The following is a 16,504-nucleotide window of genomic DNA, read 5'->3' as shown; positions in this document are numbered from 1 at the left end:
CATGCACGCCGCAAACCCGCGTCGCGGGTACATACTGGGCTTGAGCGCCTACATCATCTGGGGCCTTTTCCCCCTCTACTTCAAGGCAATCCAGAGCGTCCCGGCGGTGGAGATCATTGTCCACCGGGTGCTCTGGTCAGCACTGTTCGGCTCGCTGCTGCTACTGGTGTGGAAACACCCCGGCTGGTGGCGTGAACTGCGCAACAACCCGCGCCGGCTGGGCATCCTGGCACTGAGCGGCGCACTGATCGCCGGTAACTGGCTGACCTACGTGTGGTCGGTGAACAACGGCCGTATGCTCGAGGCCAGCCTGGGCTATTACATCAACCCGCTGATCAACGTACTGCTGGGCATGCTGATTCTTGGCGAGCGCCTGCGCCGCCTGCAATGGCTGGCGGTGGGCATGGCTGCCGTGGGTGTGGCGCAGCAGGTGTGGCAAGTGGGCAGCCTGCCGTGGGTGTCACTGGTGCTGGCGTTGAGCTTCGGCTTCTATGGGCTGATCCGTAAGCAGGCACCGGTGGCTGCGCTGCCCGGCCTGGTGGTGGAAACCTGGATGCTGGTACCGCTGGCCCTTGGCTGGCTGCTACTGCACCCGACAGCGATGAGTGCCCAGGGCGCGTTCTATACCAGCAGCGAGGCGCTGTGGCTGATGGCGGCCGGGCCGGTGACGCTGGTGCCGCTGGTATGCTTCAACGCCGCCGCACGGCACCTGCCGTACACCACGCTGGGCTTCCTGCAGTACCTGGCACCGACCTTGGTGCTGTTGCAGGCCGTAGTGCTGTTCGACGAGCATTTGTCGTCGAGCACCCTGGCGGCCTTCATGTTCATCTGGGCAGGTTTGGCGATTTACAGCGTCGATGCATGGCTGAACTTGCGCAAACGTAGCTGATCAGAAAACGATCAAAACTCTGCAGGTCATGTAGCGCCTGGCCTGCAGAGACATCTCCATAGGTTATCCACACCCTCGTCCCCGCGCTTTGTGCACAAGCTGCTGATAATTGGGCATTTTTTGAGCAAAACAGTACAAGGCACGTGATACCTGGGCTGGAGAGGTACACCCCCAGGTTATCCACAGGGCCTTCCCCGTGATATCGGGATAACCGCAGGTGGCCGCTTCGCAACACAAGGCCGCCCCACATTTGTCCGGTGTACGCAGGACCGTGTGGGAGCGGCCTTGTGTCGCGATAGGGCCGCAGAGCGGCCCCGGCAATCGCTGATCAATCCTCTGCCCGCAGCTTCAACTCCACCATCAAGTCATCCGCCAGGCTCTCCAGCCGCTGCTGCAGTTCTTCCAGCGGCAAGGTCAACGGCAACGCCAGCAATGCGTCGGCGTGGAACAACGGCTCACTGCTCATCGGCGCCGGCCGCACTTCTGTGGAAAACCGCTCGACGTTTACCTGCAGCTCAGCCAGCAAGCGGGTAATGTCCCGCACGATCCCCGGCCGGTCGTTACCCACCAGCTCCATGGCAATTGGCTTCCAGGTGCACGACGGCTCAATCCCGCTCTCGGCGATCAGCACGCGAATGTCGTACCTGGCCAGCCCCTGCAGCGAGGCCACAAGCTCGGCGTAATTCTCTGCCGGCACCGCCACCCGCAGAATGCCAGCAAACTGCCCGGCCATACGCGACATGCGGCTTTCCAGCCAGTTACCACTGTGGTCGGCGATGCACTGGGCAATACGTTCGACCTGGCCGGCCTTGTCAGGGGCAATTACAGTCAGTACAAGATGATCCACAAGCCCTTCCTCGTGTCGGACCGCGCCGGGCGGCAGAAAATCGGGGGATCGAGTCAGTATAGGCAAGGCGCGGCAACCTGCCGCAGGGCAATCTGCACAGCCAATCGTGTACTGTTTCAAGATTTATCTGGAACAATCCACCTGTTTTTTGCGAACATACCTACTCCCAGCGTGACCATACGCGACCAACGGGTCGCATAACGGCGCTTTTAGTCTGATTTTGCCCCGCCTACTGCTTCATGTAGTATCCCGTGGCGCGGACTACAAAACGTCGTTTGGATGTCTGCCAAGGCGCCTGTGAAAATACGCACACTGCCCGCCAGCCTGTCTGGCAGGCCGCACCCAGCCGCCCCCGAGCAAAACCGGGAGCATGCACTGGTGCCGTGTTTAGAGAAGCGCTACAGGCTTAATACAGAAGAGCGAAATAGCTGAGCAGAGTGAGGCAAGCAATGACTGGATACGTTCAAGTCGGTGGCCTTCAGGTCGCCAAGGTCCTGTACGACTTCGTGAACAACGAAGCCATCCCCGGGACCGGCATCGTCGCCGAGCAGTTCTGGGCGGGTGCAGAGAAGATCATCAATGACCTCGCTCCAAAGAACAAAGCCCTGCTCGCCAAGCGCGACGAGCTGCAAGCCAAGATCGACGCCTGGCACCAGGCACGCAAAGGCCAGGCCCACGACGCCGCAGCCTACAAAGCATTCCTCCAGGAAATCGGCTACCTGCTGCCACAAGCCGACGATTTCCAGGCCACCACCCAGAACGTGGACGAAGAAATCGCCCACATGGCCGGCCCGCAACTGGTGGTGCCGGTGATGAACGCCCGCTTCGCCCTGAACGCCGCCAACGCCCGCTGGGGTTCGCTGTACGACGCCCTGTACGGCACCGATGCCATCAGCGATGAAGGCGGCGCCGAAAAAGGCCAGGGTTACAACAAGGTACGCGGCGACAAGGTCATCGCCTTCGCCCGCGCCTTCCTCGACGAAGCCGCGCCACTGGCCGCCGGCTCGCACGTCGACTCCACGGGCTACCGCATCGAAGGCGGCAAGCTGGTTGTTGCCCTGAAAGGCGGCAGCAACACTGGCCTGCGCGACGATGCGCAACTGATCGGCTTCCACGGCGACGCCGCCGCGCCGACTGCCGTGTTGCTCAAGCACAACGGCCTGCACTTCGAAATCCAGGTCGATGCCAGCACCCCCGTCGGCAGCACCGACGCCGCTGGCGTCAAAGACATCCTGATGGAGTCGGCACTGACCACCATCATGGACTGCGAAGACTCGGTTGCAGCCGTAGACGCTGACGACAAAGTCATCGTCTACCGCAACTGGCTGGGCTTGATGAAAGGCGACTTGGCCGAAAGCGTGAGCAAGGGTGGCAAAACCTTCACCCGCACCATGAACCCGGACCGCGAGTACGCGGCGCCTAACGGCGGCAGCGTGACCCTGCACGGTCGTTCGTTGCTGTTCGTGCGCAACGTTGGCCACCTGATGACCAACCCGGCGATCCTCGATGCCCAAGGCAACGAAATCCCCGAAGGTATCCAGGACGGGCTGTTCACCAACCTGATCGCCCTGCACAACCTCAACGGTAACACTAGCCGCAAGAATACCCGCAGCGGCAGCGTGTACATCGTCAAGCCGAAGATGCACGGCCCTGAGGAAGTGGCCTTCGCCGCCGAGATCTTCAGCCAGGTCGAAGACCTGCTGGGCATGCCGCGCAACACAGTCAAGGTCGGCATCATGGACGAGGAACGCCGTACCACGGTCAACCTCAAATCCTGCATCAAGGCAGCCGCCGAGCGCGTGGCGTTCATCAACACCGGCTTCCTTGACCGCACTGGCGATGAAATCCACACCTCGATGGAAGCCGGCGCCGTGGTGCGCAAAGGTGCCATGAAGAACGAGAAGTGGATCGGCGCCTACGAAAACAACAACGTCGACGTTGGCCTGGCCACCGGCCTGCAAGGCCGTGCGCAGATCGGCAAAGGCATGTGGGCCATGCCTGACCTGATGGCCGCCATGCTCGAGCAGAAGATCGCCCACCCACTGGCCGGTGCCAACACCGCCTGGGTACCGTCGCCAACTGCCGCCACCCTGCACGCCCTGCACTACCACAAGGTGGACGTACAGGCGCGCCAGCGTGAACTGGCTTCACGTACCCCGGCGTCGGTGGACGACATTCTGGCCATCCCGCTGGCTGCCGACACCAACTGGTCGGCCGAAGAGATCCGCAACGAGCTGGACAACAACGCCCAGGGCATTCTCGGCTATGTGGTGCGCTGGATCGACCAGGGCGTGGGTTGCTCGAAGGTGCCGGACATCAACAACGTCGGCCTGATGGAAGACCGTGCCACCCTGCGCATCTCTGCCCAGCTGCTGGCCAACTGGCTGCGCCACGGCGTGGTCAGCCAGGAACAGGTGCTGGAAAGCCTCAAGCGCATGGCCGTGGTGGTCGATCAGCAGAACGCTGGCGACGCCCTGTACCGCCCGATGGCGCCGAACTTCGACGACAACGTGGCGTTCCAGGCGGCTGTGGAACTGGTAGTGGAAGGTGGCAAGCAACCGAACGGTTATACCGAGCCGGTACTGCACCGCCGTCGCCGCGAGTTCAAGGCGCGTAACGGGTTGTAAGTAACATCTGCGCCAGGGGGCCGTTTTGCGGCCCCCTCGGCGCATCAACCCATTTTCAGTTCTTTCCTCACCAGCTCCAACAGCTTGCCCAAATCCACCGGCTTGAGCAGGAAGTCCACCACCCCCAGGTGCATCACATCCACTGCTTCTTCCACATCGGTGTCACCCGACACCACAATGATCGACAACGCCGCCCGCTCCGACGCGCGAATTGTCCTGATCAAGTCCAATCCACTTTCAGGCTGCATGCGCAAATCGGTAATCATCAAGCCGATACGCTTCTGGTAGTGCAGGTACAACCTGGCTTCCTCGGCCCCATCCGCCCCCACCGCATCGATGCCCCGGCTTTTCAGGTACAGGATCAGCGCCTCCCGGTTAACCGCGTTGTCATCCACCACCAGCACCAACGGTCTGGCTGCCACAGGCGCACTTTGGTTTATCACGGCCAAGGCCTCGCGCTCGGCGTCGCTCAGGATGTCGGTGTGCTCGGGCATGCTTGTCTCGTCAAAATAATTCCGCTTCAGCATTAGGACCGCATTACTTGCGTAACCCGTTTCGCCTTTCGTCGGGTCTTTGACAAGGGCGCTCATAGACTTACGTCCAATGGGCACCACCCCGCCGCAAGCCGACCATGGAGGCAGAGAACAACATGGCCGGTACCTATATATAGATATATATAGTTCGGCATAGCGATACGGTCAGTTTCATGAGCAAAAAGGACGCCTACAGCCAGGCGGGCAAGACAGCGGTACTGCAAAACATCCAAGGCACATTGCAGTTCCTGCAGCGCTTTCCGCCGTTCAACCAAATGGAGCACAGCCACCTGGCCTTCTTGGTCGAGCAGTGCCAGCTGCGCTTCTACGCCTGCGGTGAAAGCATCGTCAAACCTGCCGACGGGCCGGTCGAGCACTTCTACATCGTCAAGCAGGGCCGCGTGGTTGGCGAGCGCCAGCACCTGGCCAAACCAGGCGTCGAGACCACGTTCGAGATCACCAGCGGCGAGTGCTTCCCGCTGGCAGCCCTGCTGGGTGAGCGGGCAACCCGCACCGAGCACCTGGCCGGGGAAGACACCTTCTGCCTGCAACTGAACAAGGCCGCATTCATCCGCGTGTTCTCGATGTCTGATGTGTTTCGGGATTTTGCCCTGCGCGGTGTCAGCAGCCTGCTTGATCAGGTCAATCAGCAAGTACGCCAGCGCGCTGTGGAAACCCTCGGCACCCAGTACTCGCTGAACACCCCTCTGGGTGAACTGGCCATGCGTCACCCGGTGGTGTGCAGCGCCAATACCCCCCTGCGCGAAGCCGTGCGGCTGATGCACGAGCAACAGGTGGGCAGCATCGTGGTGGTCGACCCGCAGCGCTACCCCATCGGTATCTTCACCTTGCGCGACCTGCGCCAGGTGGTGGCGACAATAGATGCAGACCTGGGCGCCGCCATCGACCGGCACATGACCGCCAAACCGTTCTACCTCCCACCCCAGGCCAGCGCCTTCGACGCCGCCATGGCAATGACCGAGCGGCATATTGCCCATGTATGCCTGGTGGAAAACCGGCGCCTGTGCGGCGTGGTTTCCGAGCGCGACCTGTTCTCCCTGCAACGGGTCGATCTGGTTCACCTGGCGCGCACCATACGCCATGCGCCACGCCTGGATACGCTGGTTTCACTGCGCGGCGAAATCAGCCAGCTTGTGGAACGCATGCTGGCCCATGGCGCATCGTCGACGCAGATCACCCAGATCATTACCTTGCTCAACGACCATACCGTGTGCCGGGTCATCGAACTGGCCCTGGCCGAACGTGGCGACCCGGGCGTGCCGTTCAGCTGGCTGTGCTTTGGCAGCGAAGGGCGACGCGAGCAGACCCTGCACACCGACCAGGACAACGGCATCCTCTTCGAAGCGGTCGACAGCGCCGAGGCCGACGCGATCCGCGCTCGCCTGCTGCCGCTGGCGCAATACATCAACCAGTGCCTGGCCCAGTGCGGTTTTACCCTGTGCATGGGTAACGTCATGGCCGGCAACCCCGAGCTGTGCCTGTCGCGCAGCGAGTGGGCGCGACGCTTTGCCGGGTTTGTTCGCGAAGCCAGCCCGGAGAACCTGCTGGGCTCGAGCATCTACTTCGACTTGCGGGTGGTGTGGGGCGACGAGCAAGGCTGCGAGCAGCTGCGCCAGGGCCTGCTGGCACAGGTAGCCGACAACCGCATCTTCCAGCGCATGATGGCTGACAACGCCCTGCGCCAACGCCCGCCGGTGGGCCGATTGCGCGAGTTCGTGCTGACACGCCAGGGCAACGACAAGGCGGCGACCCTCGACCTCAAGGTCCAGGGCCTGACGCCCTTCGTGGATGGTGCCCGTTTGCTGGCCCTGGCCAATGGCATAGCTGCCTGCAATACCCTGGAGCGCCTGCGCCAACTGGTAGCCAAGGGCGTGATCGAACCGTTGGACGGCGCCGCCTATGAAGAGGCCTACCACTTCATCCAGCAAACCCGCATGCAGCAGCACCAGCGCCAGATACGCGACAACCTGCCTTACTCCAACCGGCTCGACCCGGACAGCCTCAACCACCTGGACCGGCGCATCCTGCGCGAATCCCTGCGCCAGGCTCAGCGCCTGCAAAGCAGCCTGGCCTTGCGGTATCAGCTATGAGCCTGTTCGCCTGGCTGCGCCCAAGTGCGCCCGAGCTGGACCACGCCAAGCGCCAGCGCCTGGCCCGGTTGCCCAAGCCCGTGCCGTTGGGGGTATGTACCCTGCGCGAGCAGCGCTGGGTGGTGCTGGACCTGGAAACCAGCGGGCTCAACCCCAACCGTGATCAGGTACTGTCGATCGGGGCGGTGGCCATCGAAGACGGTGCCATCGACTTTGCCCAGCAGTTCGAACGCACATTGCACCGGCCTTTGCAGAAGACCAACGCCAGCGTACTGATCCACGGTTTGGGCCCCAGCGCCCTGGCTGCCGGTTGCGACCCGGCCGAGGCCCTGCTGGATTTGCTCGATTTCATTGGCAACAGCCCGGTGCTGGCGTTTCACGCGCCATTCGACCAGCGCATGCTGGCGCGTGCGCTGAAAGAGAGCCTGGGTTACCGCTTGCAGTCGCCATTCCTCGATATCGCCGAGCTGGCGCCGATGCTCAACCCCGACACCGTGCTGCGCGAGGCAGGGCTGGATGACTGGGTTGCACGGTTTGGCTTGCAGGTTGAAGAACGCCATCATGCCAGTGCCGATGCCCAGGTGACCGCAGAACTGGCGCTGATCCTGTTCAGCCAGGCCCGGCGCCAGCAGCTGGACAGCCCGCTGCAGCTGGAGCAACGGTTGCGCGGATGGCGACGGCGCAAGATGCAGAGTCATGGTTTGTAGGGATAGGCACTGAAAATTCCAAGGCATACCCTTCAGCCTTTTCTATGATGGCGATCCGATAAGCGTCCATTGCACCCACCCCCTCCCCTCTGCAACAATCGCGAATAATTATCGTTAGTTAATGCATTCGTTCCGGGGGGACGCTGCTTGTCTTCTGCACAAAGCCCACACGCCGATCTGGTCGGTGCGCTGTACCGCGACCACCGCGGCTGGCTGCTCGCCTGGCTGCAACGCAGCATGGCCTGCCGCCAACGTGCTGAAGACCTGAGCCAGGACACCTTCGTGCGCCTGCTTGGTCGTGAGCAACTGGACACCCCCCGCGAACCCCGCGCGTTTCTGGCCGCCGTGGCCAAGGGGCTGATGTTCGACCACTTCCGCCGCGCCGCGCTGGAACAGGCCTACCTGGCCGAGCTGGCACTGATCCCTGAAGCCGAACAGCCCTCGCCAGAAATGCAGCACCTGATCCTTGAAGACCTCAAAGCCATCGACCGCCTGCTCGGCAAGCTGTCGAGCAAGGCTCGCGCGGCGTTTCTGCACAGCCGTCTGGACGGCATGGGCCATGCCGAGATTGCCGAGCGCCTTGGCGTTTCGGTGTCGCGGGTGCGCCAGTACATCGCCCAAGGGATGCGCCAGTGCTATGTAGCCCTGTATGGGGAGCCGACGTGAGCAACGTCCCGGTTTCGTCCCGGGTCCTGGAAGCCGCGATTGCCTGGAAACTCAGCCTCGGCGACAGCAGCAGCACGCCTGATGAGCGCAATGAATTCATGCGCTGGCATGCCGCCAGCGAAGAGCACGCACGTGCCTGGCGCCAGCTCGGCGCCATGGACCAACGCGTTAGCGCGGCGGCTGGCCCGGCACGCCAGGCGCTGCTGCAATCGCGCGCCAGCCTGCGGCGACGCATTGGCAAGGTTGGCGGCGGGCTGGCCGGCACGTTTCTGCTCGGCGCGCTGCTGGCATGGGTCGGCGCCCCGTCGCTGGCACCCAGCTACTGGTTGGCCGACCAGCGCACCGCCACGGGTGAATTGCGCACCTTGCGCCTGGAAGACGGCACACTGCTGAGCCTGAACACCCACACCGCCGTGGACATCGACTACGCCGGCGCGCAACGGGTGATCGTGCTGCACCAGGGCGAAATCTCGGTCGAAACCGGCCACCAGGACCCGCGCCCGCTGCTGGTACGCACTGAGGACGGTCGCTTGCGGCCACTGGGCACGCGCTTCCTGGTGCGCCGCGAAGCCGGCGGTACGCGCCTGGAAGTGCTGCAAGCCTCGGTCGCCGCCATGCCGCATGACAGCGGCGACGAACAGGTGTTGCGCGAAGGCCAGCAGGTGTTGATGAACGCCAATGGCCTCGGCGAGGTTGGCACGGTGCCTGCCGGTGCCGATGCCTGGACCCGCGGCATGCTGGTGGTCGACAACGTACGCCTGGGCGACCTGCTCGCCACATTGGGCCAGTACCGCAGCGGCTACCTCGGGGTGGATGCCAAGGTCGCCGACCTGCGCGTGACCGGCAGCTTCCCGCTGACCAACACCGACCTGGCGCTGGCCTCGCTGGTGCCGGCGTTGCCGGTGAAGATCGAGCGGCATACGCAGTGGTGGGTGAACGTCACTTCCAAATAGGCCGGGCCTGCTGGCCAATCTCCGCTAGCCGTTCAGCGTTGCCGCCGCCACCGTATTCGCGGGTAAACCCGCTCCTACCACGGTGGTGGACACACATCGCGGTCGTCGTAGGAGCGGGTTCACCCGCGAAGAGGCCGGGCCTGCTGGCCAATCTCCACCAGTCGTTCAGCGTTGCCGCCGCCACCGTATTCGCGGGTAAACCCGCTCCTACCACGGTGGTGGACACACATCAGGGTCGTCGTAGGAGCGGGTTCACCCGCGAAGAGGCCGGGCCTGCTGGCCAATCTCCACCAGTCGTTCAGCGTTGCCGCCACCACCGTATTCGCGGGTAAACCCGCTCCTACCACGGTGGTGGGCACACATCGGGGTCGTCGTAGGAGCGGGTTTACCCGCGAAGAGGCCGGTGCTGGCAAAATACCTTTTAAATAATTCTCAATATTTTTCAGATTCACCCTGTCACTTTTCAGATCTCGCTCGGCAAGGAAGCAGCAAGCACTTACCCGTCGAGGAACCGCCGCATGTCCCGTGCCGTTGATCATATCCTGCGCCCCAGCCTGATGGCCCTGGCCATCGGCCTGGCTGCCCCGCTGACCAGCCCTGTCTTGTTCGCCGCCGAGCAATCCACGTCGCGCGCCTACAACCTGCCCAGCGCGCCACTGGCCACCACCCTCAACCAGATCGCCAGCCAGGCCGGCATTGCCTTGGCCATCGACCCGGCACTGGTCAGCGGCCGCACCTCGGCCCCGGTCAGCGGCCAATACGACGGCCTGGGCGCCCTGCAAGCCGCCCTGAGCGGTACCGGCCTGCAGTTGCAGCAGAGCACTGCGGGCAGCTACAGCCTGGTGGCCGTGCCGGATGGCACCCTGGCCTTGCCGGAAACCACCGTGAATGCCCCCAGCGCCAGCGAAAGCGCCTGGGGCCCGGTTGAAGGCTACGTGGCCAAGCGCACCGCTGCTGGCACCAAGACTGACACGGCACTTGTGGAAGTCCCCCGCTCCATCTCTGTCGCCACCCGCGAGCAAATGAAAGACCGCGGTGTACACAGCCTGGATGATGCAGTGCGCTACATGCCAGGCATCGTCTCCGCCAGCTTCGGCAGCGACACCCGTTATGACTGGATGCGCGTGCGCGGCTTCGAGCCAACGCAGTTCCTCGATGGCCTGCCGCTGCCCCGCGGCGTGTACGCCAACCCGAAAGCCGAAACCTGGAACCTCGACCGCCTCGCCCTGCTGCGCGGCCCGGCCTCTTCGATCTACGGCCAGACTCCACCTGGCGGCCTGCTGGACATGGTCAGCCGCCGCCCGCAAGCGGAAAGCGCTCACGAAATCGAGCTTCAATACGGCAGCGACAACCATCGCCAGATCAACTTCGCCAGCACCGGCAAGATCGACGATGAAGGTCGCTTTCTCTATGGCCTCAGTGGCGTTATCCGTGACAGTGGCACGCAAATTGACCACATTGACAACAAGCGCTACAACATTGCCCCAAGCCTGACCTGGAACATCGACGAAGACACGACGCTGACCTTCCTCACCCAGTTCACCCGTGACGATACCGGTGCCACCAGCCAGTTCCGGCCCATCCAGGGCACCAAGATCGACATGCCGTTCGGCAAGATCTCGCACCACAAGAACCTGGGTGACCCGGATTACGAGTTCTACGACCGCACTTACTACGCGCTGGGTTACGCCTTCGAACACCGCATCAACGACGTCTGGCAGTTCCGCCAGAACCTGCGCTACACCAAGTCGGACCTGTCGTTCCAGACCATCACCCCTGGCAGCTACAACAAGAGCTCGCCGCCGGTGCAGGACGATGGCACTGTCAGCCGCATGTCCACCAACACCGATGAAGACATCAGCCAGTTCGCGGTGGACAACAACTTCCAGGCAGACTTCGCCACCGGGGACATCGACCACACGCTGTTGATCGGCCTGGACCACCAGCGCATCAACACCAACTACCTGTCGATCTTCGACTTCAACGTGCCGGACAGCAACGTCAACAACCCGGTCTACGGGCTGCCGATCACTCGCCCTGATCGCTCGACCGCGTTTTACGACTACAACCAGAAAACCCGTCAGACCGGCCTGTATGTGCAGGACCAGATGGCGCTTGGTAACTGGCGCCTGACCCTGGGCGGTCGTGAAGACTGGGTGCACACCGGCACCAAGTTCTTCAACCAGGGCGATGCCACCAATACCCAGCGGGACAAGAAGTTCAGCGGCAACGCAGCCATCAGCTACGTGTTCGATTCGGGCTTCGTGCCGTACCTGTCCTATGCCGAGTCGTTCCAGCCGTCCAGCAATGCCAGTGTGTCGGCCTCGGACTCGTTCAAGCCCACCGAAGGCAAGCAGTGGGAGCTGGGCGTGAAGTATCAGCCGCCGGGGTCCAATACCCTGTTGTCGGCAGCCGTGTACGACCTGACTCAGAAAAACGTCTCGGTCACCAACACGGTCGGTGGTGTGACCATCACCAGCCAGACCGGTGAAGTGAAAGTCCGCGGCCTTGAGCTGGAAGCGGTTTCCGATGTGACCGACAACCTGAAGGTCATTGCCGCCTACACCCTGGCCAAGTCCGAGGTGCAGGACGGCGATTTCAAAGGTAACCGCCTGCAACTGATGCCTAACCAGCAAGCGTCCATCTGGGGCGACTACACCTGGCACTCAGGCGTACTCGACGGCTTCGGCATCGGCCTGGGCGCGCGTTATACCGGCAATACCTACGGCGACCAAGGCAATACCTACCTGGGCAAGGCCAAGGCCTACACCGTCTTCGATGGGTCGGTGCATTACGACCTGGGTCGCCTGAACGGCAGCCTGAAGGGCGCGTCGGTCGCGGTCACCGCCACCAACCTGCTGAACAAGGATTACCTCTCTACTTGTGACGCGTACTACTGCTACTACGGCGATGAGCGCAGCGTCGTCGCCAGCGCCACTTACAAGTTCTGAGTGAGCTGGGGCCGCCTTGCGGCCCCGGGTTCCAACCGACAACAATCGGTACCGTGATGAAGAGCCCCACCATCCGCCGCTGGTCCTTGATCCACACCTGGAGCAGCCTGGTCTGTACCCTGTTCCTGCTGTTGCTGGCAGTCACCGGCCTGCCGCTGATCTTCCACCACGAACTCGAACACCTGCTAGGCGACGCCCCTGAACTGCGTGAAATGCCGGCAGGCACCCCGCACCTCGACCTGCAGCAACTGGTGCTCAAGGCCGAACAACATCGCCCCGGCGAGGTCATGCAGTACTTCGGCTACGATGAAGGCGAGCCCAACGGCGTGGTCGCCATTACCGCCGCCACCGCCGGCACCGACCCCAACCTGTCGCACACCTTCATGCTCGATGCACGCACCGGCGAGGCGGTGGCCATGCCGGCCGCCAATGGTGGATTCATGATGGTGATGCTGCGCCTGCATGTGGACATGTTCGCAGGCCTGCCGGGCAAGCTGCTGCTGGCCTTCATGGGCGTATTGTTCATTGTCGCGATTGTCTCCGGCACCGTGCTCTATGCGCCGTTCATGCGCCGCCTGGAATTCGGCACCGTACGCCACAAGAAGTCCCGCCGCCTGCGCTGGCTCGACCTGCACAACCTGATCGGCGTGGTCACCCTGGCCTGGGCATTGACGGTGAGCGTGACCGGGGTAATCAGTGCCCTGTCCGACCTGGTCATCGCGACCTGGCGCAACGACAGCCTGGCTGCGATGGTTGCCCCCTACCGCGACGCCCCGCCGCTCGTCGAGCGCGCCCCAGCCACTCGCCTGCTGGAAATTGCCGAGCAGGCCGCGCCCGGCATGCGCCCGGATTTCATCGCGTTTCCAGGCACGCGTTTCTCCAGCGAGCACCACTATGCGGTGTTCATGAACGGTGCCACCCACCTGAGTTCCCACCTGTTCACGCCGGTACTGATCGATGCTCGCACCCTTGCAGTGACTGCCGTCGGCAACCGTCCCTGGTACATGGATGCCATGGGCCTGTCGCAGCCACTGCATTTCGGCGATTACGGCGGGCGACCGATGCAGATCCTCTGGGCGTTACTCGACGTGCTGACAATCATCGTGCTCGGCAGCGGCCTCTACCTGTGGTGGGGCAAGCAGCGTAACCCCAGGGACGCACGCGCATGAGCCACAGGTCGCAACCCACGGCACGCCTCTTCGCCTGGCCAGCGTTGATTGCCCTGCTTGGCTTCCTGGGCCTGTTCGCCGCACTGCTCGGCGACGGTGGCTGGGACGTTCTGGCATGGGCTGGCCTGGGCCTGCCGGCCCTGCTGAGCCTGCGCGGGCTGTTCTGGCGTCGGGGGCGCTAGCCCGCTACCACCCCGCAACCGCAGGTATTGCCAAGCATGGGGTTTTCCTCAACCAAGGAACCGCCTCATGCGCCCCCTCGAACAACTGGAACAGATCGATCGACAGATCGGTGACCTGCTCGACGGCCTTCCGACCCTCGACCCTCAATACCCCATTAACCCCGACACACGCACCTGGCTGCACGGCGAACTGGCCAGCTTCTGGACCACGGCCGATGAGCATGGTGAAACCCCCAAACAAAAGCTGCTGGCACTGCGCAAAGCGCTGATGCTGGCCGAGGTTGAACTGCGCCTGGGCGACGAGACCTTGGGCTACCGCTCAGCCGATCAACTATGGGCCTGCCTGCAACAGCCACTACCCTCCCAGCGCAGGCATATGCCCCTGGCCAAAAGGCCACAGGTCTACCGCGTTCTGCTGGAAGGCCTACGGCCCAACTGGCGCAGCTACCTGCCAGGCACACTGATCATCGTTGCCGGTACCGCCGAAGGCCCTATGCTCACGCCTCAGGATGCCGCAGGCGCTGCCTTGCTGTGCAGCCTGTCACAAGGCATAGAGGCCTTCGACTCCCTTGCCGCACTGCATTTGGAGCTTTGCGAACGCCTGGAAGCCCCCCTCCAGAGCAGACCGCTGCTGCAGCTGTACTCTGACGCGCAGGCAGACCGCGCTCGCCGGTCACAGCGCCTGCGCTATGACTGGTACGCCGACAGCCTGCTGGAGGCCCAGATCGACAGTGCGATAGAAGCCCAACGCCAACGCTTGAGTGACACCGGCTTGTGGAGCAACGCCTCACCCGACCAGCACACCCGAATACATAAAGCCCTGGCGCTATGGCACGAAGTCGGCGCCAAGCCCATCCTGCAAACACGCTACTCCCAACTGCTTGAGAAGCACCTGCCCAACTGGCTGCGCAATACATCTGCGCAAGGCCTGAGCCATATGATGCAGGCCATGCAAACGCTGGTGGCAATCGCCGAGCAGGCTGCTGCCCCGGGAGTGCTGAGCCTTGACGACTTCAAGCAACGCAATAGCCTGCTGGCCTGGGCCAACGCACGCCTTCGCGAGCGCCTGAGCCATGACCTGGGGTACGACACAGATCCTCGCGAGATCAAGATCGTGGTCGTACGCGCCCGCCGCACGGGCGCCATCATGCATCCCTTCGCCCTCTCATCCTATGTCACCTATGCAGGCATGCGACGCGTGGGCCACGAGATGGTGGAGATGGTCGAGGAAATCAACACCCTCGAAGAGATCGCCCTCAAGAACTTGCCGTGGTTCGATACCGACTACTGGCTGACTGCCCGGGTGATCCATGCCCACGGCAAAGCCATGCCCGCCGGGCTCACGCCGCAGTATGTCAAGCACATGGTCCGGGAACTGAACGTGGGTGACAGCTACGCAAAGTACCTGCACACCCAACTGATCAGTTCCAGAGCAGGCAAATGGCGCCTGACTGCGCACAGCAAGGTCAACCATGCACGCATGCACGCTGAAGCCGTGAAGGCGCGCTACGCCGGACACTTTGGCGAAGACCCTTTCGAACATGGCTACAACTGGGTGCGCGCAGTGCTGGACCAACCACACAATGCCTTGCGTGCGCCAGTAGCAGGCTACCCGGTCACTGTTCGGCAGTTGAACATCATGGGCCACACCCTGCAGGGCGTGCTTCTGCTCAACAGCCTCCCCTACAAGTCTCCGGCATGCGTACTGTACACCCCGGATGCCCCGGACCGCAGGGCCTGGCGCCGTTTTCGCACGACCCGCGAACTGCTTCGCACATTGCGCCAACAGCCCACGTTGAGAGCATACGTAGCCCAGCGCCTGCCATTGCTGCCTGCCGCCACGGTGCAGCGGCTGCTGGAGAAGGGTCGCATGAGCACACATTTGACGACACCCGAGATCCAGAACGACCTGTTCTTCGTCTACTACATGGCCGAGGCCCGGGCACTGATTGCCCAGGCCGACGCCGACAGCATGACGACCAGGGAAGTGAATACGGAATCGGTCATGGCGTTGAGCTGGCGCTTGCTGGACTTCATCAGCCTGCTGCTGCCGAACCGGGCGCTGCTGGTGCTGTCGATCGGCCGCATGGCAATCGATATCTGGGACGGCGCCGAGGCCTTCAAGCAAGAGGATGTCGAGGGGGTGATGCGGCATGCCTATCAGGCGCTTAGCCACCTCAACGATGCGGGTACCAGTTTCATGGGTTCCAGAGTGCTACGCCGATCCCTGCGCGGGATCCCCAAACCACCGCCACTGCCGCTGCCCGCACGCCTCCAGGTACAACCGGGCAGCGGCAGCCTGCGCTATCGCATAGACGGTATCTACGGTGAAGGTGTCTACGAGCAAAGCTCGGCGTTTGGTGGGCAATCGCTGTACTTCGTCAAGGACAACGACAACCGCTATTACCGGGTCAGCTTCGACGGCTACCGCTGGCGAGCCATCGACCCTGACCAGCCAGATGCCTATCTGCAGCAACCGCTCAAGCGCAAAGCCGACGGGCAGTGGGTCATCGACTCACCGGTGCTCTGGTACGACGGGCTGCCCGACCTGAAGCAATTACTGCAGGACTGCTATCTACAAACGCCTGTGGCCGGCCTGCCGGTAAACATCGAACAAGGGCTTTTTCAGGCTGACGATCAGCTGTACCTGGCGCTCGAGGACGGGCAGTTGCCTGTGCGCCGCCACCTGCTACCGGATCATTACCACTTGCAGATTGCCGTTGCCAGCAACGCCGGGGTGGTGCCGTGGGCGGTGCTGCGCCACGAAAACGGCCAGTGGCTGATACGCGTTCGCCAGGCAGGGCGCAGCAGTGACTGGCTGACACTGCCAGATCAACCACCGCCGGCCCACTGACAGCCGGAACCGGCG

Annotated in this window: 12 protein-coding genes; 10 read left to right on the top strand and 2 right to left on the bottom strand. The window is 62.9% G+C overall.

Annotation, left to right across the window (positions count from 1 at the left end):
• The first annotated feature begins 1 nt into the window (after window position 1).
• Window positions 2-889 carry an EamA family transporter RarD gene (gene rarD / locus PRJ_RS01725; RefSeq protein ID WP_010951710.1) on the top strand — a complete coding sequence of 296 codons (888 nt, stop codon included), beginning with the start codon at window positions 2-4 and terminating at the stop codon, window positions 887-889.
• 328 nt (window positions 890-1,217) lie between these two features.
• Here the strand turns inward: rarD and PRJ_RS01720 are convergent, their stop codons facing one another.
• Entirely contained in the window at window positions 1,218-1,736 is a 519-nt protein-coding gene (locus tag PRJ_RS01720; protein WP_010951709.1) for a glycine cleavage system protein R, read from the bottom strand.
• A 449-nt stretch (window positions 1,737-2,185) separates the two neighbouring features.
• Here PRJ_RS01720 and PRJ_RS01715 point away from each other — a divergent pair, with 449 nt between their 5' ends.
• Complete coding sequence (locus PRJ_RS01715) at window positions 2,186-4,363, top strand: malate synthase G (protein ID WP_104960648.1); 2,178 nt, start codon at window positions 2,186-2,188, stop codon at window positions 4,361-4,363.
• Between the two features lie 44 nt (window positions 4,364-4,407).
• Here PRJ_RS01715 and PRJ_RS01710 read toward each other — a convergent pair whose 3' ends face one another.
• Window positions 4,408-4,953, bottom strand: a complete 546-nt coding sequence (locus PRJ_RS01710) for a response regulator (RefSeq protein WP_033726058.1) — start codon at window positions 4,951-4,953, stop codon at window positions 4,408-4,410.
• Between the two features lie 116 nt (window positions 4,954-5,069).
• Between PRJ_RS01710 and PRJ_RS01705 the strand changes: the two genes are divergently transcribed.
• From PRJ_RS01705 to PRJ_RS01665, 8 genes are all read left to right on the top strand, one after another.
• Window positions 5,070-7,007, top strand: a complete 1,938-nt coding sequence (locus PRJ_RS01705) for a putative nucleotidyltransferase substrate binding domain-containing protein (RefSeq protein ID WP_104960647.1) — start codon at window positions 5,070-5,072, stop codon at window positions 7,005-7,007.
• Window positions 7,004-7,714: a PolC-type DNA polymerase III gene (locus PRJ_RS01700; protein WP_104960646.1), complete on the top strand. Its 711-nt coding sequence runs from the start codon at window positions 7,004-7,006 to the stop codon at window positions 7,712-7,714. The genes PRJ_RS01705 and PRJ_RS01700 overlap by 4 nt, the downstream gene beginning before the upstream one ends.
• Window positions 7,715-7,861: 147 nt before the next feature.
• Window positions 7,862-8,380 carry an RNA polymerase sigma factor gene (locus tag PRJ_RS01695; RefSeq protein WP_010951704.1) on the top strand — a complete coding sequence of 173 codons (519 nt, stop codon included), beginning with the start codon at window positions 7,862-7,864 and terminating at the stop codon, window positions 8,378-8,380.
• A complete protein-coding gene (locus PRJ_RS01690; protein WP_104960645.1) occupies window positions 8,377-9,333 on the top strand; it encodes a FecR domain-containing protein in 957 nt (318 codons plus the stop codon). The genes PRJ_RS01695 and PRJ_RS01690 overlap by 4 nt, the downstream gene beginning before the upstream one ends.
• Before the next feature lie 518 nt (window positions 9,334-9,851).
• The gene (locus PRJ_RS01680; protein ID WP_104960644.1) at window positions 9,852-12,284 is read left to right on the top strand and encodes a TonB-dependent siderophore receptor; all 2,433 of its coding nucleotides are present in this window, start codon (window positions 9,852-9,854) and stop codon (window positions 12,282-12,284) included.
• Window positions 12,285-12,340: 56 nt separating this feature from the next.
• The gene (locus PRJ_RS01675) at window positions 12,341-13,453 is read left to right on the top strand and encodes a PepSY domain-containing protein (RefSeq protein ID WP_104960643.1); all 1,113 of its coding nucleotides are present in this window, start codon (window positions 12,341-12,343) and stop codon (window positions 13,451-13,453) included.
• Window positions 13,450-13,635, top strand: a complete 186-nt coding sequence (locus tag PRJ_RS01670) for a hypothetical protein (protein WP_104960642.1) — start codon at window positions 13,450-13,452, stop codon at window positions 13,633-13,635. The genes PRJ_RS01675 and PRJ_RS01670 overlap by 4 nt, the downstream gene beginning before the upstream one ends.
• 67 nt (window positions 13,636-13,702) lie before the next feature.
• Window positions 13,703-16,489, top strand: coding sequence for a dermonecrotic toxin domain-containing protein (locus PRJ_RS01665; RefSeq protein WP_104960641.1), 2,787 nt, complete (start codon window positions 13,703-13,705; stop codon window positions 16,487-16,489).
• Window positions 16,490-16,504: the final 15 nt, after the last annotated feature.

Source organism: Pseudomonas sp. XWY-1 (genome assembly GCF_002953115.1).
GTDB lineage: Bacteria > Pseudomonadota > Gammaproteobacteria > Pseudomonadales > Pseudomonadaceae > Aquipseudomonas > Aquipseudomonas alloputida.
Note: the sequence above shows the minus strand (reverse complement) of the source record. Positions and strands in the feature narration are given on the sequence as shown.